The organism is Chitinophaga sp. sic0106 (genome assembly GCF_019219075.1).
Taxonomy (GTDB): Bacteria; Bacteroidota; Bacteroidia; order Chitinophagales; family Chitinophagaceae; genus Chitinophaga.
The window spans coordinates 219890-241890 of sequence record NZ_JAHUWJ010000009.1 but is presented as its reverse complement, the minus strand read 5'-3'; the positions used below and the strand labels follow the sequence as shown (position 1 = coordinate 241890).

The following is a 22001-nucleotide window of genomic DNA, read 5'->3' as shown; positions in this document are numbered from 1 at the left end:
TAATCCCTATTCCTATGAAAACTGGTTTATTGTTCAGACTCGCATGTCTGTTGATCGCTACAATCGTTTTAACTGCTCATCTCGTTCGCAAACAGGTGAGAAGCTGAGGTTACCACAATAAAAAGAGGCTGTTCAAGTGATTGAGACAGCCTCTTTTCTAAACGCATTTGATACCTTACCGGTTATAATATTTGTTGACAGCATCTGTTCTGCTGCGTACATGCAATTTCTCATAGATATTGTGCACATGGCGGCGCACCGTTTCTATACTGATAAATAAGTTACTGGCAATTTCCTTGTACAGGAAACCCTTTGATAACTGATCCAGAATTTCTTTTTCACGGGTGGTTAACGCTTCCAGCGCAGGATTCGGTTTGGCCTGTTTCTGAAAAAATGCTACCACTCTCCTGGCAATCTGTGAGCTCATCGGACTACCGCCTTCATGCAAATCACGGATCGCCTCCAGCAATTCACCCGGAGAAGTTTTCTTCAGGATGTAACCACTGGCACCCGCTTCCAAGGCATTGAAAATTTTGTCATCATCCTCATAAACCGTGAGCATCATAAACTGCATATCCTGATACTCTGCCTTCAGACGCGCAATACATTCAATACCATTCATACCTCCCGGCAGATTGAAATCCATCAGCACCACATTTGGAAGTAAATGAGGGATCTGTTCCACCGCGGTTTCTGCATTATTGAAAGTGCCAACACAGGCATATCCGTCAGAACCATTAATCAGCAATTCCATAGCCGTGCGAATATCATGGTTGTCCTCTACAATTGCTATAGAGATAATATCCATGTTATCCTGGGACTTCTTTTTTGAGTATACCGTCATGTCTTTATTAATTATAACACTTAGATGTTACTGCTAACAAATGTATGTTAATTTAGTGGGATATCGAGAAAAACTATTGTTCCGTTATCTGAGGTGATATCCGCATTACCACCCACTGCAATCATCCTTTTCTGGATGTTTTTCAAACCATTACCAAACAAACGCACCTTCTCCTGGTCAAACCCTTTTCCATTGTCTTTAATCAGGATGGTCATGTTGCGGTTGTTCATTTTTATTTCAATGAGGACTTCGGTTGCCTTCGCGTGTTTTACTACATTATGCAGCGACTCCTTTGCTGCCAGGTAAATGTTCCTTCTGGTTCCCCCGCTTAACTTCACATTCGGGATAGTGTCCGGTATATAAAACTGATGTGTGATATGTGCATGCTCCAGGAAGTCTGCCGCAAAACTACGCATATATGCAATCAGATTCGCTAAACTGTCATTGGAAGAGTTCATCGCCCATATAATCTCACTCATCTTATCCACCATCTCCCCCGCCGTCTCTGAAATCCTTTCTATCTCCCTGGTTTGCGTAGGGTCCTGGATCTTACGCTTGGCTATCTCACTCAGTAACCGGATCGTCGACAAGCCCGATCCCAGATCATCATGCATGTCACTGCTGATACGCGCACGCTCCTGATCCACCGCCTGCTCTTTCTCCAGCTTCAGCTTCTCATGCCGTATCTTGTAATCCAGGTACAAAGTAGAGAAATAATAAGCAATCCCCAGTAACAACAGCAGCAACAGGAACCTGAACCAAAGCGACTGCCAGAACGGAATCCTGATAAGGATCTCCAGCGTGGTTGGCGTCGCATTCCAGATATCATCATTGTTGGAAGCTCTCACCTTAAAGGTATACTTGCCAGGATGCAGATTCGTATACCTGGCCATACGGAAGGTACCGCCATCTACCCAATCTTCATCCGCTCCTTCCAGCTTATATTGTATCCTGTTTTTCGTAGGGTTGGTATACTCCAGCGGCACAAACTCCAGTGCTATCGTATTCTGGTTGTAAGGTAATTCTACTTTTTTCAGGAGAGATACCACCGTATCAGATTCATAAGGCTTATCCAACACTTCCATCCTGCGTATCACCACCTTCGGGTAATAAGGGTTGTTCCTGAAATTTTTTGGGTAGAAACCATTGACCCCCCGGATACCGCCAAAGAATAGCTCGCCATCCACGGATTTATAAAAAGCACCGGTATTGAACTCATTGGATTGCAGCCCGTCTTCATGGTTGAAACTCGTGATCTCATTAGTGACCATATTGATCTGCGACAATCCCTTGTTATGACTCACCCAGATCTTGTCTTTATCATCCAGCAACACGCCGTACAGATAATCGTTGATCAGTTTTGGATGATCATAACTATTGATGTGCTGCACAATCTGGTCCTGTTCATTCAATATAAACAACCCTTTGGTACCAGCCACCAACACTTGTTTATGGGAATTTTTGTTGATGGACTTCACCATCATGCCTTCCGGAAAAATCACCTTATTCCAGCGGCTGCTGCCCGTATGACGCACAAAAATGGAAGACTTGGTACCCGCATATTGGTTACCCATCATATCTTCGTAATAAGTGGTCAGCGTTTCATCCCCAAAGTCATGAACCATGCTCACCTTATACCCCAGGCCTTCATTGGTAAACATCAGCAGGTAATGGCCATAATTAAAATAGACCTCCCCGTTGGGTCGCTTAAACAAAAACGGAAACCGGTGCCGGTCGTCCGGCAACCCCAACTTGCGCACCTGCGCCGTGAGGTCAGTATAGGTTTTGTTGATGACATTAAACAAGCCGATATGCATCCCGGTAAAATGTAACCAGATATGCTCGTAGTCTTCCCGGCAGATCGCTGCCAGATCATTGCCCGGAAACTTTCCGGGAGTCAATTCATTGGAGAAACGCTCCAAAAAACGACCACCTTCCTCATATACATTCAGCCCATCTCTTAATAATCCGACATACAACCGCCCGTCGTCATGCTTGTAAACCGACATGACCATGTTATGCGTAATGTAGGGCGACCGATAAAGGTTGAATACTTTCTTATGCGGTGAATATTTTTTTATACCGTCGCCATCCGTACCTACCCACATATTGTCGGATGCATCCCGGTACAGGAAAGTAACATCATTGAAGGAATGCGTTTCGAAAGTATTGAAACTCACGATGTGCCGGATGATTTCATTTCTTGCTATACTATAAATCAACACCCCGTCAGAACCACCTATCCAGGCGTTACCGTCATGATCCAGCTCTACTGCATTGGGTTCAAAAGGTTCATTGCGTTCATTGCGTACATCAAATGGCAGGTCGCTGAACTTATTCCTTTTTTTATTGAAGATGGTCACGTGACCGGCACTGACAATGATCAGTGAATCCTGGTTCAACCGGCGGACAACAGGGTGTTTGCCAATGCCCGGCAAGCAGAAGATCTGTAATTGCAAAGTCCGGATATTCAGCGCGAGCATTTCTCCCGGCTGATGATTCATCCACACCAGGTCCCCGTCTTTATAAGCTACACCCGGCACCACTCCTGCTTCCTGGAACTGCCTCGGGTAGGCAATCATCCGTTTGGTTCGGAAAGAGTCCCTGTCCACAACGTAGATCCCCTTCATAGGCCGCCAGATCCAGATAGTACGGCTGGCCGTATCTTCTCCCAAAATTTTAAACTTGTAACTGGCATCCCGCTCGGCCGTATTCACATTTGCTTTCACACTGTCCGGAAAAACCTCCCGGAAGCGATTGCGATACTTATCGTACACACTCACCCCATTATTATGCGTGAGCAGGAGGCGGTTGCGACTATCTTTATAAAACGTATAGCCTTTATAACCACTGAGATCAAAGCGATTAATGACCGCGCGGTTCCCGGTAATAGTACGCGGTACCAGTTCCCCCTTGCCATCGCCGGGCCTGATCTGGGTATTAGGCTTATACCGGTATTCGTTGAAAATATAGCCGTCGAAGCGATTGATACCATCGCGGGTGGCAAACCACATAAACCCCTGGTCATCCTGACAAATGTCGGATACCGAACTCTGAGAAAGTCCTTCGTTTACACTATAACCATCAAAAATATACGGCTTATCCTGGGCATGGAGCATTAGTCCTCCAGATAGACACAGGCACAGCAGGACGAGTATTCTGATTTTAGGCAGTAAATGCACGATGGTCTTAGTGTTAATGACAGTGAGCAGCTTTAGGCTTTATGCAAATATATAAATCTGCTTCACACTTTATAGCAATTTTGTAATTTTCTTGCCGCTAACGGATTGGAAATAAATATTATAACTTATGCCTATTTCAAGTACCAGGTACCATTCGAATAACTATAACACTGTACAGTGGCCTATTTCAGCAACTCATAATATTTGTAGCTGCCTGTTTTTATTTCTGTTTATGTGGATGTTACCGGCAGCTAAGGCACAGCTGCCCGCACCTATACGCACCCTTTCGGCCAGTTTGCCCGTAAAAAGCCTGCGCGGCCTGCAGGCTGTTACCGACGACATTGTGTGGGTATCCGGCACGCAGGGAATGGTAGGGCGCACCACCAACGGCGGTAAATCCTGGCAATGGAGCAAGGTAGCCGATAGCGCTGACTTCCGCTCCATCTACGCCTTTGATAGCCTGAAGGCAGTGGTCCTGAGCATCGGCAGTCCTGCCCTGCTGTATATGACCACCAACGGTGGCCGCTCCTGGGAAAACGTATATACTAATAATGACAGGGATATCTTTTTTGATGGCCTGGTATTTTTAAGCGATAAAGAAGGTATTGCCATAGGCGATCCATTGAAGGATAAGAACGGACAGGAAAAATTCACGGTGCTCAGAACGCACAACGGTGGCGCCTCCTGGGAGCTGGACCCTATGGAGGTCAGGCCGGCGGCTCAGTCCGGCGAAGCTATTTTTGCTGCCAGCAACTCCAGCCTGATTGCCCTTCCAAACGGGCAGTCCCTGTTTGTTACCGGAGGGACCGTATCCAGAATATTTTTCAACAAGGGTACCCGCAACCGTGTTATCCGGGATAATAACTATAGCGTTTATCCATTACCGTTAATCCAGGGGCAAAACAGCACCGGTGCTTTTTCCGTTGCATTTCTGGATCAGCAAAACGGCATTATAGTTGGAGGCGATTATAAAAATGACACCCTGCGGCACCGCAACTGCTTTATTACCAGCGATGGTGGTAAATCGTGGCACGCACCGGCTATCCCCCCGTCGGGTTATCAGTCGGCCGTTACCTGGGTCAACAAATCCACGCTGTTTGCCACCGGTACCAGCGGCACACATGTTTCCTACGATGGCGGTAAAACCTGGCGTAAAATCGGCGGCGGCTACAATGCTATCATGAAAGCCCGGAATGGAAAACGGGTGTACCTTGCAGGCAAAGAAATTGCAGTAGTAAATGGAGAATAACTGCCTTATACCAAAAAGGTGCTCCTGGAAAGGCGCACCGCTGGAATAGGTTAAAGCAAAAAGTACATTTATTGGATGGAAGTTAATAAGATATTATCTCTTTTTTTGCTCTTTTTTGCAAAGCAGATATTTTAGATCGTAAACGTAAAGATTAACATCTTCAACGTTATTTCGCCGGCATCAGCCCACCGCGCGAAGTACGGAGGTACACAGTCCGTCCGCTACCAGAAAGGGTATTTTTCTAACCTACAGGCAGGCAGGGAAAATATACATCGGCCTCCTTTTTTTTGTAACTTAAAGCCGGGATAAGCCTGACATAGAAAAAGCAATTATGCAAGTTGAAACTTCCTCGAGCAAATACTCAGCGAAACATTACCCGGATGCCGTCCGGTCCTGGAAAAAAGAAGGTAACATCTTCTACTTTTATACTACCGAAACCATCCTGGAAGTGAGGGTTATCTCCGATAAGATCATTCGGTTCAGATATGCCTCCGACGGTACTTTCCAGCGCGATTTCTCCTACGCCACCAGCGATACGCTGGAAGAGTCACCGATCTCTTTCGGCATACGGGAATTCGATGCCAACTTCGAAATTTATACAAACTACATAAAGGTGCTGATTGCCAGGGATAACCTCCGCATCACCATCACCGATCTGGAAGGCAAAATCATCAATCAGGATGAAATGGGCTTCCACTGGCAGCACTACCTGCTCAAAGGCGGAAAAATCGTTTATTGCAGTAAGCTGATCCAGGAAAACGAAGTTTTCTACGGCCTCGGCGATAAACCTACCGACCTTAACCTGCGCGGTAAGCGCCTGGAAAACTATGGCACCGACGCCTATGGTTACCAGAAAGATACCGACCCCCTTTACCGCAATATCCCATTCTATTATGGTTTACACAACGGTATCGGTTACGGCCTGTTTTTCGATAATACCTTCCGCACCATTTTTGATTTCGGCAAAGAAAGAGATAATGTATGCAGCTTCTGGGCCAGAGGAGGTGAAATGAACTATTACTTCATTTATGGCCCTGACCTGATGGAAGTTGCAGAAACCTACACCCGCATCACCGGCACCCCGGAGCTTCCCCCGCTGTGGGCACTCGGCTACCACCAATGCCGCTGGAGCTACTACCCCGAAAAGAAAGTACGGGATATCGCAGCGGAATTCCGCAAACGCCAGATCCCATGCGATGTCATCTATCTCGACATCGACTATATGGATGGCTTCCGCTGCTTCACCTGGAACAAGGAGTACTTCCCTGATCCGGTAAAAATGATCAGCGACCTCGCCAAAGATGGTTTTAAAGTAGTAGTGATCATCGACCCGGGCATCAAAGTGGATCCGGAATACAGCATCTATCAGGAAGGACTGAAAAATAATTACTTCTGTAAGCGCGCCGATGGCGCGCTGATGGAAGGGGATGTATGGCCCGGCAAATGCGTATTCCCCGACTTTACAAATCCGGAAGTACGCGACTGGTGGGCAGGACTCTTTAAAGTGCTGGCCGAAACCGGCGTGCGTGGCGTATGGAATGATATGAACGAACCCGCGGTATTTGAAATGGGGACCTTCCCTGAAGATGTACGACATGATTATGACGGCGAAGAAGTGAGTCACCGTAAAGCACATAACGTATACGGTCACCTGATGAGTAAAGCCACATCAGCGGGATTGAAAAAATACCAGATGCCTAACCGGCCATTTGTGATTACCCGCTCCGCGTACGCAGGTGCACAGCGCTGGTCGTCTGTATGGACGGGCGATAACGTTTCCAGCTGGGAACACCTGTGGCTGGCGGCCGTGCAATGCCAGCGCCTCGCTGTATCCGGACTGTCGTTCTGCGGTAGTGATATCGGCGGCTTTATCGGCGAACCGGACGGAGAGCTATATACCCGCTGGATTCAGCTGGCCTCCTTCCATCCGCTCATGCGTACCCACAGCGCCAGCAATGAAACCGGGTTCGACCAGGAACCATGGAGTTTTGGAGAGAAATATGAGGCGATCGTGAAGAAATTTATATCTCTCCGATACCAACTGCTTCCTTATTTCTACACCACGTTCTGGCAATATGCGCAAAACGGTACACCGATGATACGGCCACTGGCCTTTGTGGCGCAGCATGAAGCAGATACTTACAACTGCTCCCACGAATTTATGTTCGGCGATTCCCTGCTGATCAGTTTTGTAAACGAAGCAGGTATGCAGGAGAAAGATTTGTATCTCCCTAAAGGACAATGGTACAGCTACTGGGATAAAACACAACTGACAGGCGGCCAGCACCATACCGTGGCCACACCGCTGGAATCGATGCCCCTGTTTGTAAAAGCAGGTGCTGTCATTCCATTTTATCCTGAAATGCAGTATACCAACGAAAAGCAGGTGGATGAAATGATCCTGGAAGCCTACTATGGCAATACAGTGGTGAAAAGCGTTTTGTATGAAGATGCCGGTGATCACTATGGCTATAAAAACGGCCAGTTCAATGTGATCCGTTTTAAACAGGCTTCAGACGATACACAGTTCTGGCTGAAAAAGCAATACTACGTCAACTATACATCAACTTACAGCCGCTTCCGCGTGAAAGTGTATGGTATTCCTTTCACACCTGCTACTGTGCTGGTAGATGGGAAACCACTGGACGCCGGTAGCTACACCGTCGGGGATAATATCATTGAACTGGTTGCTGATAAAGGATTTGAGGAGATAGTGATAAAATAAGGGCACACCAGATAGACATCTAACGTGCTTTGTCCTAACCTATGCCAACTTTAGTTGCGCAAAATTAACAGGACAAAACATTAGAACAAAATATGCAGCAGTAATGAACAAAATGAACAGGACCATCACTTATTCATTTCATTCATTTCACAAAACATCACCCCTTGAGGGTAGTCCAAATAGAAAAGCCTTCCGGTCGGAAGGCTTTTCTATTTGATGAATTGTATATGCCTATTACTAATAGGAATGAATAAGTACTGATTAATAATATATCGACAGAAAGCAAATAGAAATCAAGGCACAAAATATCAGAAACACAAATACAGCCCGAAATAAGATCTCTATCTTATCCGTAGTCATTTCATAGTTATTCGTTTCTTGTCTTGGTTCTATGTGATTTAAACTTAGGCTTTTCATACAAACAAATTAATAGGATTTAAAAATATGAAATATCTGAGGGGGATATTTCGGGGGAGTATATATATCAAACATCCTTCTTAAAATGAAAGTACAAAGAAAAAAGCTAAAATGGACAAATCTTTTTGTTCATTTTTCACTAACAGCCTGTTCATTTTTCAATTACTGTTTCTTCTTGCCACCTTTAACACCTTCATGGGGCAATTGCGTCTGCTGCGGCTTGGGAGCCATTTTCACCGGAATCGAGTCATTATCACCGATTTCTGCAGCCGTAACGACCTCGCCTAAACGATAATACTCTTTTACCATCTGCCCGGATTCTTCATCATACAATTTCCACACCCCATGGCGTACCGGGTTTCCCTCCCGGATGATCTCCATCGGCTTCTCCAACTGGGTTTCCAGGTCGATCACCATCACGGTATCCTTCTGGCCAGGAATTTCAGTAGATACATATCTCCCCTCGGCACTCTTTTTCCCATCGGGATAAAAGTATTTACAGTAACCATTGAGTACGTTGTTTTTGAAAGTCTCCTCCGCCAGTATATTTCCGGAAGCGGTGGTCTTCTTCCAGATCCCCTCTTTCCGGTCATTTTTATAAGTCCCCTCCCAGGTGTAGCCCGGCTCTCCCCTCAACTCTCCAACTTCTTCCATCCACAGCCCCTGCTTTCTTCCTTTTTCATCCCGCTGGTTATGTTTCGGCACTTTATACACTAATCGCTCCTGCGCAAAAGCAGTGACCATAAAGGCATTTAAAAGGCATAGTAACAGTAATTGACGCATAACATTTTTTTTACAAGTTATGATTTAAAATTCAGATGCAACACCTTTGGTTTTGCTTTCTCATATGCTGCGCTGCGCGCGGTACATTGCTTTCCGGCTCACGACCGGAACAAAAAACTGCGGGGATCAGAACCGAAGGTTCCAATCCCCGCTAATAAAACGTAATATATTGTCAGTTATTTCTTCGTCAGCTTAATAGTTCCCAGGCTGTTATCCTTACCTGCACTAATGGTAACATTGGTGATGGTCGTGTCTTTATAAGCCGCATCCGGATTAATAAATACATTCCAGGTACCTGGCTTCAGGCCACGTACTTTAAAGAAACCATCTCTCCATGGCAGTGCGTACAGCGTATCATTGCTGCTGTTATACACGGAAACCACCGGATAGGCCTCGCCTGGTGTAATGCGGCCGCTCAGACTACCCATTTTCAGGATGGTAAACACATTGATGTAAGGACTCAGGTAGAATTTACCGTCCCTGGTTTTGATGATGGAACGTTGTACGTCAAAGTCAAGCCAGAGACGAAGGTTATCAGCACTCAGCTGGTCCCACTCGGTATGGCGTACGCGTACCACAATCTTACTTTGACCGGTCAGAGATTTCACGGGGTAAGTTATGCCGTTCTTTACCAATGAGTTATTGGAGCCAATGGTGATGCGGATACGTTCAATAGTACCCTTACTCACTGTACCGCCGGCCAGCAGCGTGTCGGTACCATTACGAAGGGTCAACAGGTCATAGATGCCGGCCTGGATGCCCAGGGAATCCCATACCTGGCAGCTATCGTCGCGGCGGCCAAATACATCATCCCAGCCGCAACGGTCCCTGTCATTCCAGTTACCATTGTCAATTTTGCCGCAGGTATCCACCAATACCTCCACCTTACGGATATCGAGCAGCACCTGGTCGAAATACCCGGGGTCATCGGAAAGATACAGACTTACTTTTTGCTTGTTGGCCGGAATCGGCTCATCTGAAACGGAATTATCTTTGTTGCAGGCACTGATTAAGACTGCCGCTCCTGTAATAATTACCGCCAACAACAATCCGGCATTACGGAGAGAGTTTTTCATAAATAACTGGTTTTAAATTCAATAAATGATTATGGTATATCGATTGGTTGAAAAATTTTCCTGATTCTTTGGTTGAAGCTGTTATATGACTAAAATAACGTTAAAAAGTTTAGTCTTATTGCAGCAAAACCCAGGCCTAAAAAAAATCGGACTGTTCCGCAGAACAGTCCGACCATAAAATCTTTGATTCCCCTGAGCTTACTTCGCAGGGATATATTGGAAGATGCTGGCACCGAGTGGCGGCAGCCGTAGCGTAATCGTATAATCTTTCCCGTTATAGGTCTGCTGATGTCCTTCCAGGATACCGGTATTTACCACGCCACTACCATAAAACTGTGCATCATCACTGTTCAGCACCTCTTTCCATCTACCGGGAACAGGTACTCCTACTACATAATTTTCTCTTGGGACAGGCGTCATGTTTAGTGCCACCAGTAACAGGTCGTCCGGATGAACGCCTTTGCGCATATAGATCAGCACACAGTTATCGTAATCATTTACTGTGATCCATTCAAAGCCGGCCCCATCAAACTGCTGCTCGTACAAGGCTGTGCTGGTAGTGTACAGGGTATTGAGTGCCTTCACATATTTTTTCAGGCTCTCATGCGGTTTGTATTTAAGGAGATGCCACTCCAGCTCTGTTTTATAGTTCCATTCCGTTGTCTGACCAAACTCATCTCCCATAAAGAGCAATTTGGTACCGGGATGCGTAAACATATAAGCATACAACAGCCGGAGGTTGGCAAACTTCTGCCAGTCGTCCCCAGGCATTTTGTAAAGCATGGGCGACTTACCATGTACCACCTCATCGTGACTGAAGGGCAGCATGAAGTTTTCGCTGAAAGCATACACCACGCTAAAGGTGAGGTCATTCTGAAACCACTTCCGGTGTATGGGATCTTTCTTAAAATAATCCAGTGTATCATTCATCCAGCCCATCATCCATTTCATCCCAAAGCCAAGCCCTCCAAGGAAGGTAGGCCGTGAAACACCATAGAAGGAAGTGGATTCTTCCGCTATGGTTTGAACATCCGGATACAGGGCATAGATGGTTTCATTCAGTTTTTTGACGAAGCTGATCGCTTCCAGATTTTCATTTCCACCAAATTCATTCGGGTCCCATGCGCCTCTTTCCCTGCTGTAGTCGAGGTGAATCATGGAAGCCACCGCATCTACCCTCAGTCCATCTGCATGGTATTTATCCAGCCAGTAAACGGCATTGCTGAGCAGGAAGGAACGCACTTCATTACGTCCATAATTAAATATATAGCTGTTCCAGTCGGGATGGTAACCCTTACGCATATCCGCATATTCGTAAGTATGAGAGCCATCAAACCGGAAAAGTCCGTGCGCATCATATGGAAAATGGGAAGGCACCCAGTCGAGGATCACACCGATGCCGGCTTCATGAAAGGCATCTACCATTTCCATGAACTGTTGTGGTGTACCGTATCGGGAAGTGGGGGCATAATAACCGGTGAGCTGGTAACCCCAGGAGCCATCGAAAGGATGTTCCATGATGGGCATCAGTTCCACATGGGTAAAGCCCATTTCCTGTACATATGGCACCAGCATTTTGGTGATTTCCGGGTAAGAATAGAATTTCTCATCTGCCATAGGATCAGGTTTGCGCCATGATCCTAAGTGTACTTCATATACGCTGAAAGGTTTTTTCAGTGAGTTATGCTGGTGGCGTTTTTCCATCCAGGCTTTATCTTTCCATTTGTAGTCGAGCGCATGAACGATGGATGCTGTTTTAGGGCGCACTTCCCAATGGGTGGCGTAAGGATCTCCCTTAAACAATTCTTCTCCGCTGTTGGAGCGGATAAAATATTTGTAGAGGCAACCATCGGCTACGTCCGGGATAAATCCTTCCCAGATGCCTGAGCTGTCCCAGCGGGGTAACAAGGTATGACTGTAATGGTCCCATTCATTAAAATCGCCGGTAACGGAAACGTATGCTGCATCCGGCGCCCATACGGCGAAATACGTACCTGCGATCCCATCGCAGTGCGTAGATCTGGAGCCAAATTTTTCGTATAGCCGGTAGTGTGAGCCTGCCTGAAACAGGGCAATATCTGCGGATGTAAAAAGGGAAAAGGGTATAACGGACTGTTTAATGCTATAGGAATCTCCGGTCATAGCTCTGCTTGGTTGAATTGTCTGGATTAACAAGATAGTTTAATTTTCAAAGCAAAGAAAAAAATTTCGGATTCCCATAAAAAGAAAGAGTCGCCATGTGGCGACTCTTTACTTATATATGCTGCTTAGGCATTGTACTTACGTTTGAATGGAGGTCTGCTACCACCGCCGGAGAATTCTCTTTTTTCTCCGCGGTTGCCGCCACCACCTTCGGTGCTGTGCCAGCGTTTGCGTGGACCGCCTTCTTCTCTGCGTCCACCGCCGCCGCCGCCACTACGACGTTTATCGCCGTCCTGGGACATTTCGATCCTTACGGAGCGACCGTTGTATTCCACTTTCTTGAATGATTGTGTTACTTTTTCAACGGCATCGTTTTCTACTTCGAAGAAGGAGTAAACGCCTTTCAGATCGATACGGCCGATTTTGTTACCACGTAAACCGGTGTTATCGCACAGGTAACGGAGCATATCGCCGCGGTTGAAATCGTCAACAGAGCCGAGGTTGATGAACAGGCGGGTAAACTTACCGTCACCACGACGCTGTCTTTCTTCGAAACCACGTTTTTCTTCTTTCACGTTCAGATCAGCTGCATCCTGGTAGTATTCCAGGAACTGGTTAAATTCCAGGGAAGCGAAACGCTTGATCAGCTCTTCTTTGCTCATATTGGCAAATTCTTCGTTGATGCGTTCCAGGTATGGTTCGATCTGTTCTTCGTTAACGGTTACGTTGTGTACTCTGTGTACCAGGCCGAAGAGTTGTTTTTCGCAAACGGCGAAACCGTCCGGAACATCACCTTTGGTAAATTTCTTACCGATTACTCTTTCGATCTGACGGATTTTACCGATGTCGCGGCTGCTGATGATAGCGATAGAAATACCGGATTTACCAGCTCTGGCAGTACGGCCGGAACGGTGGGTGTAGTTTTCTACGTCATCAGGCAGTTCGTAGTTGATAACGTGTGTAACGTTGTCGACGTCGATACCGCGTGCTGCCACGTCAGTAGCTACCAGTACCTGGAGTGCTCTTTCGCGGAAGCGTTTCATCACTTTATCGCGCTGTTGCTGTGTGAGGTCACCATGCAGGGCATCTGCGTTGTAACCGTCTTTAATCAGTGATTCAGCGATTTCCTGTGATTCAATTTTGGTACGGGTAAAAACGATACCGAAGATATCCGGGTTGTAATCAACCAGGCGTTTCAGTGCCGCATATTTTTCACGTGGGCGTACCACGTAGTATTCGTGTTCGATATTGGCGTTACCGCTGTTTTTGTTACCTACAGTCAGTTCAAACGGATCCTCCATGTATTTCTGGGCGATACGGCGTACTTCCTGTGGCATGGTTGCGGAAAACAGCCAGGTTGTTTTTTCTTCAGGGGTGTTGGAGAGGATGCTGTTGATGTCTTCCTGGAAGCCCATGTTCAGCATTTCATCTGCTTCATCCAGTACGGCGTAGCGTACGTTGTCGAAGTTGATGGCGCCACGATCGATGATATCGAGCAGTCGGCCCGGAGTTGCTACAACGATGTGTACTCCTCTTTTCAGTTCGCGCAGCTGCTGTACGATGCTGGAACCGCCATAAACGGCTACTATACTTACATCACCGAGGTGTTTGCTGAAGTTTTTCAGGTCATTGGTAATCTGCAGACAAAGCTCACGGGTAGGGCAAAGTACCAGACCCTGTGGTTTATGCAGATTTACGTCGATTTGCTGGAGTAAGGGCAGGCCGAAAGCTGCCGTTTTACCAGTGCCCGTCTGGGCAAGACCTACAAAGTCGCGGTCACCACTCAATAATACGGGAATTGCCTTTTCCTGAATAGGGGTTGGAGCAACAAAGCCCAAGTCTGTAATTCCCTTTAAGATGGACTCTTTTAAGCCCAGAGATTCAAATGTTGTCATTGATTTACATTGATCAAGCTCCGTCGGGAGCTGTTGTAATAGGCCCCTTTTATTGAGGGGACTGTTGAAATATTTTTTCTGTTACCGGGCCTTTTGCCCGGACAAAGAGGCAACGCCTGCTGTTGCGTTCTTACACCAGTTCTCCTTCGAGGTCGTAGTCGAATGCCTTGGTGATGCGTACTTCCACGAAGTCGCCGGGTTTCAGGCGTTTGGTGGTATTAATGATCACTTCGTTATCTACTTCCACAGAGTCAAATTCAGTGCGGGCAAGATACCTGCCAGACTCTTTTTTATCTACGATTACTTTGAAAACCTTCCCTACCATTTCCTGGTTTTTCTCCAGGGAGATTTCCTGTTGCACGGCCATAATATCCTGTGCTCTTCTTTCTTTTTCCTCAGCCGGGATGTTGTCTTCCAGCTCGTAGGCGCTGGTGCCTTCTTCATGGCTGTAGGTGAATACGCCTACACGGTCGAAGCGCATTCTTTCGAGGAATCCTTTCAGTTCTTCCACATCATCTTCGGTTTCACCAGGGAATCCGGCGATGAGGGTTGTACGTAAGGCGATACCGGGTACTTTTTCACGAATGGCATGTACCAGTTCTTCGATTTCCTCGCGGGTGATCTGGCGTTTCATGGCTTTGAGCATACCGTTGGCGGCGTGCTGCAAAGGCATATCCAGGTATTTGCAGATGTTCGGGAACTCGTTCATCACATCCAGAATTTCCATTGGAAACTTGGTAGGATAAGCGTAGTGGAGGCGAATCCACTGCAGTCCTTCTACCTGGGCGAGGGCGCGCATCAGGTCGCCGAGGCGACGCTGTTTATACAGGTCCAGGCCATAGTAGGTGAGTTCCTGCGCGATGAGCATGATCTCTTTCACACCGAATTTTACCAGCTTTTCTGCTTCTGCCACCAGTTCTTCAATTGGTTTGGAAACGTGCTGACCACGCATCAGCGGGATTGCACAGAAAGCGCAGGTACGGTTACAACCTTCTGCGATTTTCAGATAGGCGTAGTGTGAAGGAGTCGCTAACAATCGTTCTCCGATCAGTTCTGCCTTATAATCCGCATCAAATTTTTTAAGGATAAGCGGGAGTTCCATGGTTCCAAACCAGGCATCCACGCCTGCGATCTCTGATTCCAGATCGCCACGGTAGCGTTCGCTCAGGCAGCCGGTGACGTATACTTTGTCCAGCTTGCCGCGTTCTTTAAGCTCTACCTGTTCGAGGATGGTGTTGATGGATTCTTCCTTGGCTTTGTCAATAAAACCGCAGGTGTTAACTACTACGATATTGTGATCTCTCTTTGTGCTTTCGTGCACCACGTCGATTTCGTTAGCAGCGAGCTGACCGCTCAATACTTCCGAATCAACCATGTTCTTGGAACAACCAAGTGTAATAATATTAACCTTGTCTTTCTTTAAAGTTTTCGTCTTCAATGCGAATGTTTTAGCGCTTGCGGTACTGGTTATTTACCGGACCGCTTACCGCCACGAAGACACACAGACACTAACATGATAAAACAGCAGACTTACTGTACGTGACTTTGAGCCTTAGTGGGGGTTGAGTAAGGAAGGTGCAAAGGTACAAAAAGAATTGATAATTATGAAATTAAAGATAAACAGCTGCAAATAAACTCTTTACAGCTGCTAAACCGATTTACGCTGAGATCGCTTTTATCAGCCTGTCTGCTTTGTTTTTAGCCAGTTCACGCTTTTTGTGGTACCACCAGCGCGGGGCCATTTTGATAAGCAGGTTGTTCATTCCGCGCAGGCCTACGATATGGTAAAGTCCGTTTAATTTACCGGCCAGGGAGTGATCCAGGGCGCGCAGGCTCATGGCAAAGCCGCTGTCGAGGTACTCCATATGGTGCCAATAGCCACCCGGCATAAACAGGGTGTCGCCGTGCTCCAGAATGGTGGTGAAGCCGGTAGCATAATCCAGTGCCGGAAAATCAGCCGTATTCAGCTGTTGGTGCCAGTTAACGAAGTTGGCGGCGCTTTCCACGGTAAAAGGCATCCGGTAAATGTAGGGCGACTGCTTATTTTCCAGGAGCAGGACCCTTTTGCGACCTACAAACTGGGTATGAAATATATGGGAGAGGTCGATATCGTAATGCATATGTGCTACGGAGCCGGCTCCGCCAACAAACAGCATCGGGTATTTTTTAAGCAGGCCTTTGGAGAACGCCTCGGGCCAGGTAAAATCCTGGGTGAGCTGAGGTGCGTGTTGGAAGATGTTAAACAGGAAGATGCGGAGTGCTACCGGGCCTTGCTGGATGAGGTCGAGATAGTCTCCAAACTGAATATAGTCATCGGCGCCGTTAACGGGTGTATTGGCATCTGCCCGGGTATTATTGTATACACCTACTGTTTTGTCTCCTACGATGGATTTAAAATAATCCCATGTCCACTTCTCTTTCGCTGGCCATTGTTTACTGAGCGATGTAATTACTACCGGTTTACGTGGCAGGTAATAGTTTCTTTTGAATTCCTCCGGTGTAATAGTATCAACTCGATCTATGCTTGAAATATTCATAACTGCGAATTGTTATTAAAAAGGGTACCAAAAAACAACTACTCTAATTTAGCGAAGGCTCGGTTATGCGGCAACAAAAATCTGGTCTAATGCAGAAAGTCAAACAAAAAGCTGACCAATAAGCGTTTTCAGTATAATGCAAAGGTAAATGCATTTGTTCGCTTGCTGGTCAGCTTCGTTTTATGGAAAGATGAATTATCTAAAATTCGAAACAGGAATTATATCAATATCAGTATCAATCATTTACAGTAAACAATGAATCTACGAAGGCGTGCTTGTCAAAGACCTGCAGATCTTCCATTTTTTCACCGATACCGATATATTTAACCGGGATTTTGAACTGGTTGGCAATGGCCAGCACTACCCCACCTTTCGCGGTACCATCGAGTTTGGTGATGGCCAGGGAGGTGACTTCTGTAGCGGCTGTAAATTGTTTGGCCTGTTCAACGGCATTCTGGCCGGTGGAACCGTCCAGTACGAGCAGTACTTCGTGTGGTGCATCCGGGATTACCTTTTTCATCACACGTTTGATTTTTGTGAGCTCGTCCATCAGGTGGATTTTGTTGTGGAGTCGGCCTGCGGTATCGATGATGATAACATCAACATCACGGGCAACCCCGCTTTGTACGGTATCGAAGGCAACGGCGCCGGGGTCGGAGCCCATGGCTTGCTTTACGATGGGCACGCCTACTCTTTCGCTCCAGATGGTCAGTTGATCTACAGCTGCAGCGCGGAAGGTATCGGCAGCACCGAGTAGTACAGTTTTGCCAGCTTTTTTGAAGTTATAGGCGAGTTTACCGATGGTGGTGGTTTTACCTACCCCGTTTACGCCTACTACCATGATTACGTATGGTTTCTTATCTGCCGGGACGTCGAAGTCGCGGAATCCGCTATCGGGAGCATCTACCAGGAGTGCTGCAATTTCTTCTTGCAGTAACCGGTTTAACTCACTCGTTCCCAGGTACTTATCTTTAGCTACGCGTTGTTCGATTTTATCGATGATTTTCACAGTGGTTTCAACACCTACATCGGCGGACACCAATGCTTCTTCGAGGTTATCCAGTACTTCGGTATCGACGGTGGACTTACCAGCGATGGCGCGTCCGATCCTGGAGAGGAAACTTTCCTTTGTTTTTTGGAGTCCCTGGTCCAGGCTTTCCTTTTTCTCTCTGGAGAATAGATTTTTGAAAAAGCTCATATCAGTAATAGTGGGCCAACGATGGCGGCCGGGTTCATTTTTCAATTAGGTCGCTAAAATACGGCTTTTCTTGGAAAGAAGGGCTGTTATCGCGATGGCTCGCGTTTTGATCGCCATAACCACCGCCACCACCACGGTTATAACCACCGCTGCCAGGTTTGTATGTAGGTTTTACCAGCACCTCCGGTGCCGCTAAAAACCGGGGAGAGCGGACCGGGTGGTCTGTTCTCCCGTTAAACATAAGATTGTATGAAGCCATATAGGCAAACACAAAAAGCTGTCCTGTTAAAGGACAGCTTTTAAGTATGATATTAGTAAAGCCGAATTACTTAGCGTTGATATGCTCCTGCACTTTGTCTTTGTGCACGATAGCTTCTTTGAAAGTATAGGCACCAGTTTTAGGAGAGCGTACTGCTTTCACAACTTTAGTCCACACTTTTGCATCAGCTGCTGCTTTAGCGTCTTTTACCTTCGAGTTCTTTGAAACTGCTTTTGCCATTGTATTGCATTTGTTTTATGGTCGATGGCTATATGGCCGTGTATTGCATTACAGCCATTAACCACTAACAATTAACTATTTAATTTCTTTGTGTACAGTCACCTTTCTCATGATAGGGTTGTACTTCTTCAGCTCCAGACGCTCTGGAGTATTTTTCTTATTCTTTGTAGAGATGTAACGGGAAGTTCCAGCCAGACCTGAGGTTTTGTGCTCAGTGCATTCCAGAATTACCTGCACTCTGTTACCTTTTTTTGCCATTTTGTATACAAATTAAGTGAGTCCTAGACTTAAATTTCCTGACCAGCTGCACGCAATTCCTTCACTACTGCATACAAACCTCTTTTATTGATGGTTCTCAAACCGTCAGCAGATATCTTTAAAGATATCCATTTGTCTTCTTCCGCCAGGAAAAAACGTTTTTTCTGCAGGTTAGGCAGAAACCTTCTCTTTGTCTTAATATTGGAGAAGGAAACATGGTGACCTGTAATCGGCTTCTTTCCTGTCACCTGACATACTCTTGCCATGATCTAAAAATTTTAGGAATGCAAAAGTCAGTTTTTTTTGTGGACTTAGCAAATATAATTGCATGAATTTATTCACAAATTCAAAATTTGTCATGTATAACACCCGTCCACAAGTAGTACCTGATCTTACATCAGTTTGATAATCAATTATTTACAGCAGTAATTTTCACAATCCCTGCTTTTCATATATTTTTTAAAGCAATACAATAAGGCTCTTCAGCACAGCGCCCAATCTCACCGCTTCCAGCACACGCTGCGGCTCAGTTCCGTGCTTTACCACCGCTTCTTCATGGGAGGTTACGCACATTTCACAACCATTCAGTGCAGAAATAACCAGGCTCAGCAGCTCGAAAAACTCCTTACCCAGTACCGGATTTGCCATAATGCTCATACGGATACCTGCAGCTGTGGTGGTGTAAAATTCCTTATTTACAAAATGTCTGAATCGATAGTAGATGTTATTGGCATTCATCAGGGAAGTGCAGCTCAGGATCTCGGAGATCTCTTTTTCATTGGCACCTTCCTGTTTGGCCAGTTTCTCAAAGGATGACTGCAAAGCAGCATGCTTTTCGTTAACCGCAACAGACAGTCCTATCAGATAGGCTTCCTTCTTGCTGAGGGTACTTGCACCCAGTGCATTTGTAACGTTAATTTTCAGATCTTTCAGGTAACGCGCATCCGCATTTACCAGCGCCTGTAACTTCTCAGATACCGGCAACTCTGCCAAACCAACAGCTTCTAACAATTGTACAGCGGTATCCTGATTGGTTGTTGCAAACATATTCTATTTCTGATTTAAAACCCCGGGAAACAGCAAGCCGCCTCCCGGGTATGTAAAGTAGTATTGATAATGATTAAGCAGTCAGGGTAGCTTCACCTTTCTGCCAGTTGCAAGGGCACAGCTCATCTGTTTGCAGTGCATCCAGTACGCGCAGTACTTCTTTCACGCTGCGGCCTACAGACAGATCATACAGAGATACCCAACGTACAATGCCCTGAGGGTCTACAACGTAAGTAGCACGGTAAGCCACTTTTTCATTGGATTCCAGGATACCCAGCTCTTCAGCCAGTGATTTGGAAGTATCTGCCAGCATTGGGAACTGCAGTCCACGCAGATCTTCGTGATCTCTTCTCCATGCAGCGTGTACGAACTCACTGTCAGTAGAAGCACCAATCAGTACGGCATCGCGGTCAGCGAAATCCTGTGCATGTTTGTTGAATTCAGCAATCTCAGTTGGACATACAAACGTAAAGTCTTTAGGCCACCAGAACATCACCATCCATTTACCGGAGTTTTTCAGCTCTTCTGAAGACAGTTCGTAGAACTCTTTACCTTTCTCGATTGAAACTACAGCCGTTTTTTTGAACTCAGGAAACTCTGATCCTACGGATAAGATAACATTTTTCATATTCTATACTCGATTTTTGATTTGTTGCTAAGCTATTGTCGTTTTTGCTGGCGCAAAGATCACTTTACATTCATTATTAATCAAATAGATTTTAAAAATGTGATATTGAGTTTGTCTATATATAGGAAATAATACCGTAGTGAAGCATTCCAGCCTCCCTCCCCCTCCCTATATGCAAAAAATTCATCCCGGCACTCACATTTTTATGGGATTTCCGTAACATTTTGGCACGGTAATTAGTTATATAAGTGAGCTTTTATACTTGGAACTAATAAAATCAGCATGGAAATGAAAAAGAAATACTTATTACTTGTGATCGTAACGATTGGACTTGCTTTGATTCCGTTTATTAAAAACAGCATCATTAAACAGGATGAATTTGACGCTACCAAAGATCTGTTCATCTAGCGTTTAGCGGGTCCTAATTTGCCGTTCAAAACTTCCCCACAGCGGGGTCAGGACTCTTATTGCTGTTAGGATCATAGTGCTGCCATATAGCAGAACCCACCTTCCGCATTAGCCGCCAGGCCTCATTCTCTGGTTTCCAGCTTTGATCTGCAATATTTTTCGTGGCTATACAATACACGTAATCGCCATGTGGCCCGTTAACCATAATGACCTCCGATCTGGCATCATCCACCGCACCGTTCTTTGATGCGGTCCTGATATTACAAGGAACCTGCAGTAAGCCCTGGGCATCCCAATGATTGCATGTCAGGTTCCTGTACATCCGCTCGCTACTCGGTTTGTCTACCACCTCCCCTTTGTACACCATTTCCATCAGTCGCGCCATCTCCCGCGGACTCGTTTGCCCCCAGCCATACACTTTCCGGATTTCTTCCCTGCCAGGTGTTCTTGAATTTACCCTCAGCACCTGAAAGCCATGGCGCTCCAACCAGCTGTTAATCGCAACCCCGCCACCAGCCAGCGATTGCAGCCATAAACTCGCCGTATTATCACTCATGGTCAACATCAGCATCATTACCTTGTCCAGGTCTATCTGCTGACTATCCCTGAATGATCCCAGTATATCCACCCCTGCATACAGCAAGGAGTCCCTGTACACCAGCGGCTGCCGGTACTGCAACTCCCCTTTGGCAATCTTGTCGAAAATCCCCACCTGAATCGTTGTTTTAATCATACTGGCAGTCGGGAAAATCGTGTCCGCATTGATTTCCACCACCCTGTCCTTTTTAAGATGATGGACATAAATTCCCACCTCTCCGTGGAAATCCTTCAGCAGCTGTTCTAAAGTTTCCTGTAATTTTTTATCAGTGCGCTGGGCAAACGCAGGTAGGGCCAGTAAGGCGGCGGTAAGGCAGGCTAGTAATGTTTTCATCTCCTTAAGTTAATAAGGATGTATTAAAAGTAAAAGCGCCGGAATAATTCCGGCGCTTTCAATGTTTTTGAACTGGTGCCAGAGGCATCGGTTGGTGGCGTGGGCGTGGGCGCTGCCCGGCCCGTTGAGGCCTGTGAGGAACAGCTGCACTGGCCCACAGGTTATTGATTTAAACGGTACTT

General features: G+C 46.3%; 18 protein-coding genes. 2 read left to right on the top strand and 16 right to left on the bottom strand.

Annotation, left to right across the window (positions count from 1 at the left end):
- Window positions 1-175 precede the first annotated feature (175 nt).
- Both KW844_RS15745 and KW844_RS15740 read right to left on the bottom strand, forming a co-directional pair.
- Window positions 176-844 (bottom strand): response regulator transcription factor, encoded by a 669-nt coding sequence (locus KW844_RS15745; RefSeq protein WP_083550725.1) that lies wholly within the window; start codon window positions 842-844, stop codon window positions 176-178.
- A 47-nt stretch (window positions 845-891) separates the two neighbouring features.
- The gene (locus tag KW844_RS15740) at window positions 892-3963 is read right to left on the bottom strand and encodes a sensor histidine kinase (RefSeq protein ID WP_218377742.1); all 3072 of its coding nucleotides are present in this window, start codon (window positions 3961-3963) and stop codon (window positions 892-894) included.
- 295 nt (window positions 3964-4258) lie between these two features.
- Here KW844_RS15740 and KW844_RS15735 point away from each other — a divergent pair, with 295 nt between their 5' ends.
- Together KW844_RS15735 and KW844_RS15730 are read left to right on the top strand one after the other, a co-directional pair.
- Window positions 4259-5275, top strand: a complete 1017-nt coding sequence (locus tag KW844_RS15735; protein ID WP_218377741.1) for a hypothetical protein — start codon at window positions 4259-4261, stop codon at window positions 5273-5275.
- 331 nt (window positions 5276-5606) lie between these two features.
- Window positions 5607-8000 (top strand): glycoside hydrolase family 31 protein, encoded by a 2394-nt coding sequence (locus tag KW844_RS15730; protein ID WP_218377740.1) that lies wholly within the window; start codon window positions 5607-5609, stop codon window positions 7998-8000.
- A gap of 579 nt (window positions 8001-8579) precedes the next feature.
- On the opposite strand, the gene KW844_RS15725 is transcribed toward KW844_RS15730, so the two are convergent.
- The 14 genes from KW844_RS15725 to KW844_RS15660 form a co-directional block, all read right to left on the bottom strand.
- Window positions 8580-9200: a toxin-antitoxin system YwqK family antitoxin gene (locus tag KW844_RS15725; RefSeq protein WP_218377739.1), complete on the bottom strand. Its 621-nt coding sequence runs from the start codon at window positions 9198-9200 to the stop codon at window positions 8580-8582.
- 176 nt (window positions 9201-9376) lie between these two features.
- Window positions 9377-10276 (bottom strand): DUF4382 domain-containing protein, encoded by a 900-nt coding sequence (locus KW844_RS15720; protein WP_218377738.1) that lies wholly within the window; start codon window positions 10274-10276, stop codon window positions 9377-9379.
- Window positions 10277-10474: 198 nt separating this feature from the next.
- The gene (gene glgB, locus KW844_RS15715; protein WP_218377737.1) at window positions 10475-12418 is read right to left on the bottom strand and encodes a 1,4-alpha-glucan branching protein GlgB; all 1944 of its coding nucleotides are present in this window, start codon (window positions 12416-12418) and stop codon (window positions 10475-10477) included.
- A gap of 125 nt (window positions 12419-12543) precedes the next feature.
- Window positions 12544-14313: a DEAD/DEAH box helicase gene (locus tag KW844_RS15710; RefSeq protein ID WP_255578483.1), complete on the bottom strand. Its 1770-nt coding sequence runs from the start codon at window positions 14311-14313 to the stop codon at window positions 12544-12546.
- A gap of 130 nt (window positions 14314-14443) precedes the next feature.
- Window positions 14444-15751, bottom strand: coding sequence for a 30S ribosomal protein S12 methylthiotransferase RimO (rimO, locus tag KW844_RS15705; protein ID WP_218377736.1), 1308 nt, complete (start codon window positions 15749-15751; stop codon window positions 14444-14446).
- 220 nt (window positions 15752-15971) lie between these two features.
- Window positions 15972-16850, bottom strand: a complete 879-nt coding sequence (locus tag KW844_RS15700) for a cupin-like domain-containing protein (RefSeq protein WP_218377735.1) — start codon at window positions 16848-16850, stop codon at window positions 15972-15974.
- Window positions 16851-17085: 235 nt separating this feature from the next.
- Window positions 17086-18048 carry a signal recognition particle-docking protein FtsY gene (gene ftsY / locus KW844_RS15695; RefSeq protein ID WP_218377734.1) on the bottom strand — a complete coding sequence of 321 codons (963 nt, stop codon included), beginning with the start codon at window positions 18046-18048 and terminating at the stop codon, window positions 17086-17088.
- Window positions 18049-18082: 34 nt separating this feature from the next.
- A complete protein-coding gene (locus tag KW844_RS15690) occupies window positions 18083-18289 on the bottom strand; it encodes a hypothetical protein (RefSeq protein ID WP_218377733.1) in 207 nt (68 codons plus the stop codon).
- Between the two features lie 84 nt (window positions 18290-18373).
- Window positions 18374-18547 carry a DUF4295 family protein gene (locus KW844_RS15685; RefSeq protein ID WP_073086210.1) on the bottom strand — a complete coding sequence of 58 codons (174 nt, stop codon included), beginning with the start codon at window positions 18545-18547 and terminating at the stop codon, window positions 18374-18376.
- 75 nt (window positions 18548-18622) lie between these two features.
- Window positions 18623-18805, bottom strand: a complete 183-nt coding sequence (gene rpmG / locus KW844_RS15680) for a 50S ribosomal protein L33 (protein ID WP_073086208.1) — start codon at window positions 18803-18805, stop codon at window positions 18623-18625.
- 29 nt (window positions 18806-18834) lie between these two features.
- Complete coding sequence (gene rpmB / locus KW844_RS15675; protein WP_218377732.1) at window positions 18835-19071, bottom strand: 50S ribosomal protein L28; 237 nt, start codon at window positions 19069-19071, stop codon at window positions 18835-18837.
- Between the two features lie 193 nt (window positions 19072-19264).
- Window positions 19265-19852: a carboxymuconolactone decarboxylase family protein gene (locus KW844_RS15670; RefSeq protein WP_218377731.1), complete on the bottom strand. Its 588-nt coding sequence runs from the start codon at window positions 19850-19852 to the stop codon at window positions 19265-19267.
- A gap of 73 nt (window positions 19853-19925) precedes the next feature.
- Window positions 19926-20480, bottom strand: coding sequence for a peroxiredoxin (locus tag KW844_RS15665; protein ID WP_218377730.1), 555 nt, complete (start codon window positions 20478-20480; stop codon window positions 19926-19928).
- Window positions 20481-20913: 433 nt separating this feature from the next.
- Complete coding sequence (locus KW844_RS15660; protein ID WP_218377729.1) at window positions 20914-21819, bottom strand: serine hydrolase; 906 nt, start codon at window positions 21817-21819, stop codon at window positions 20914-20916.
- Window positions 21820-22001: the final 182 nt, after the last annotated feature.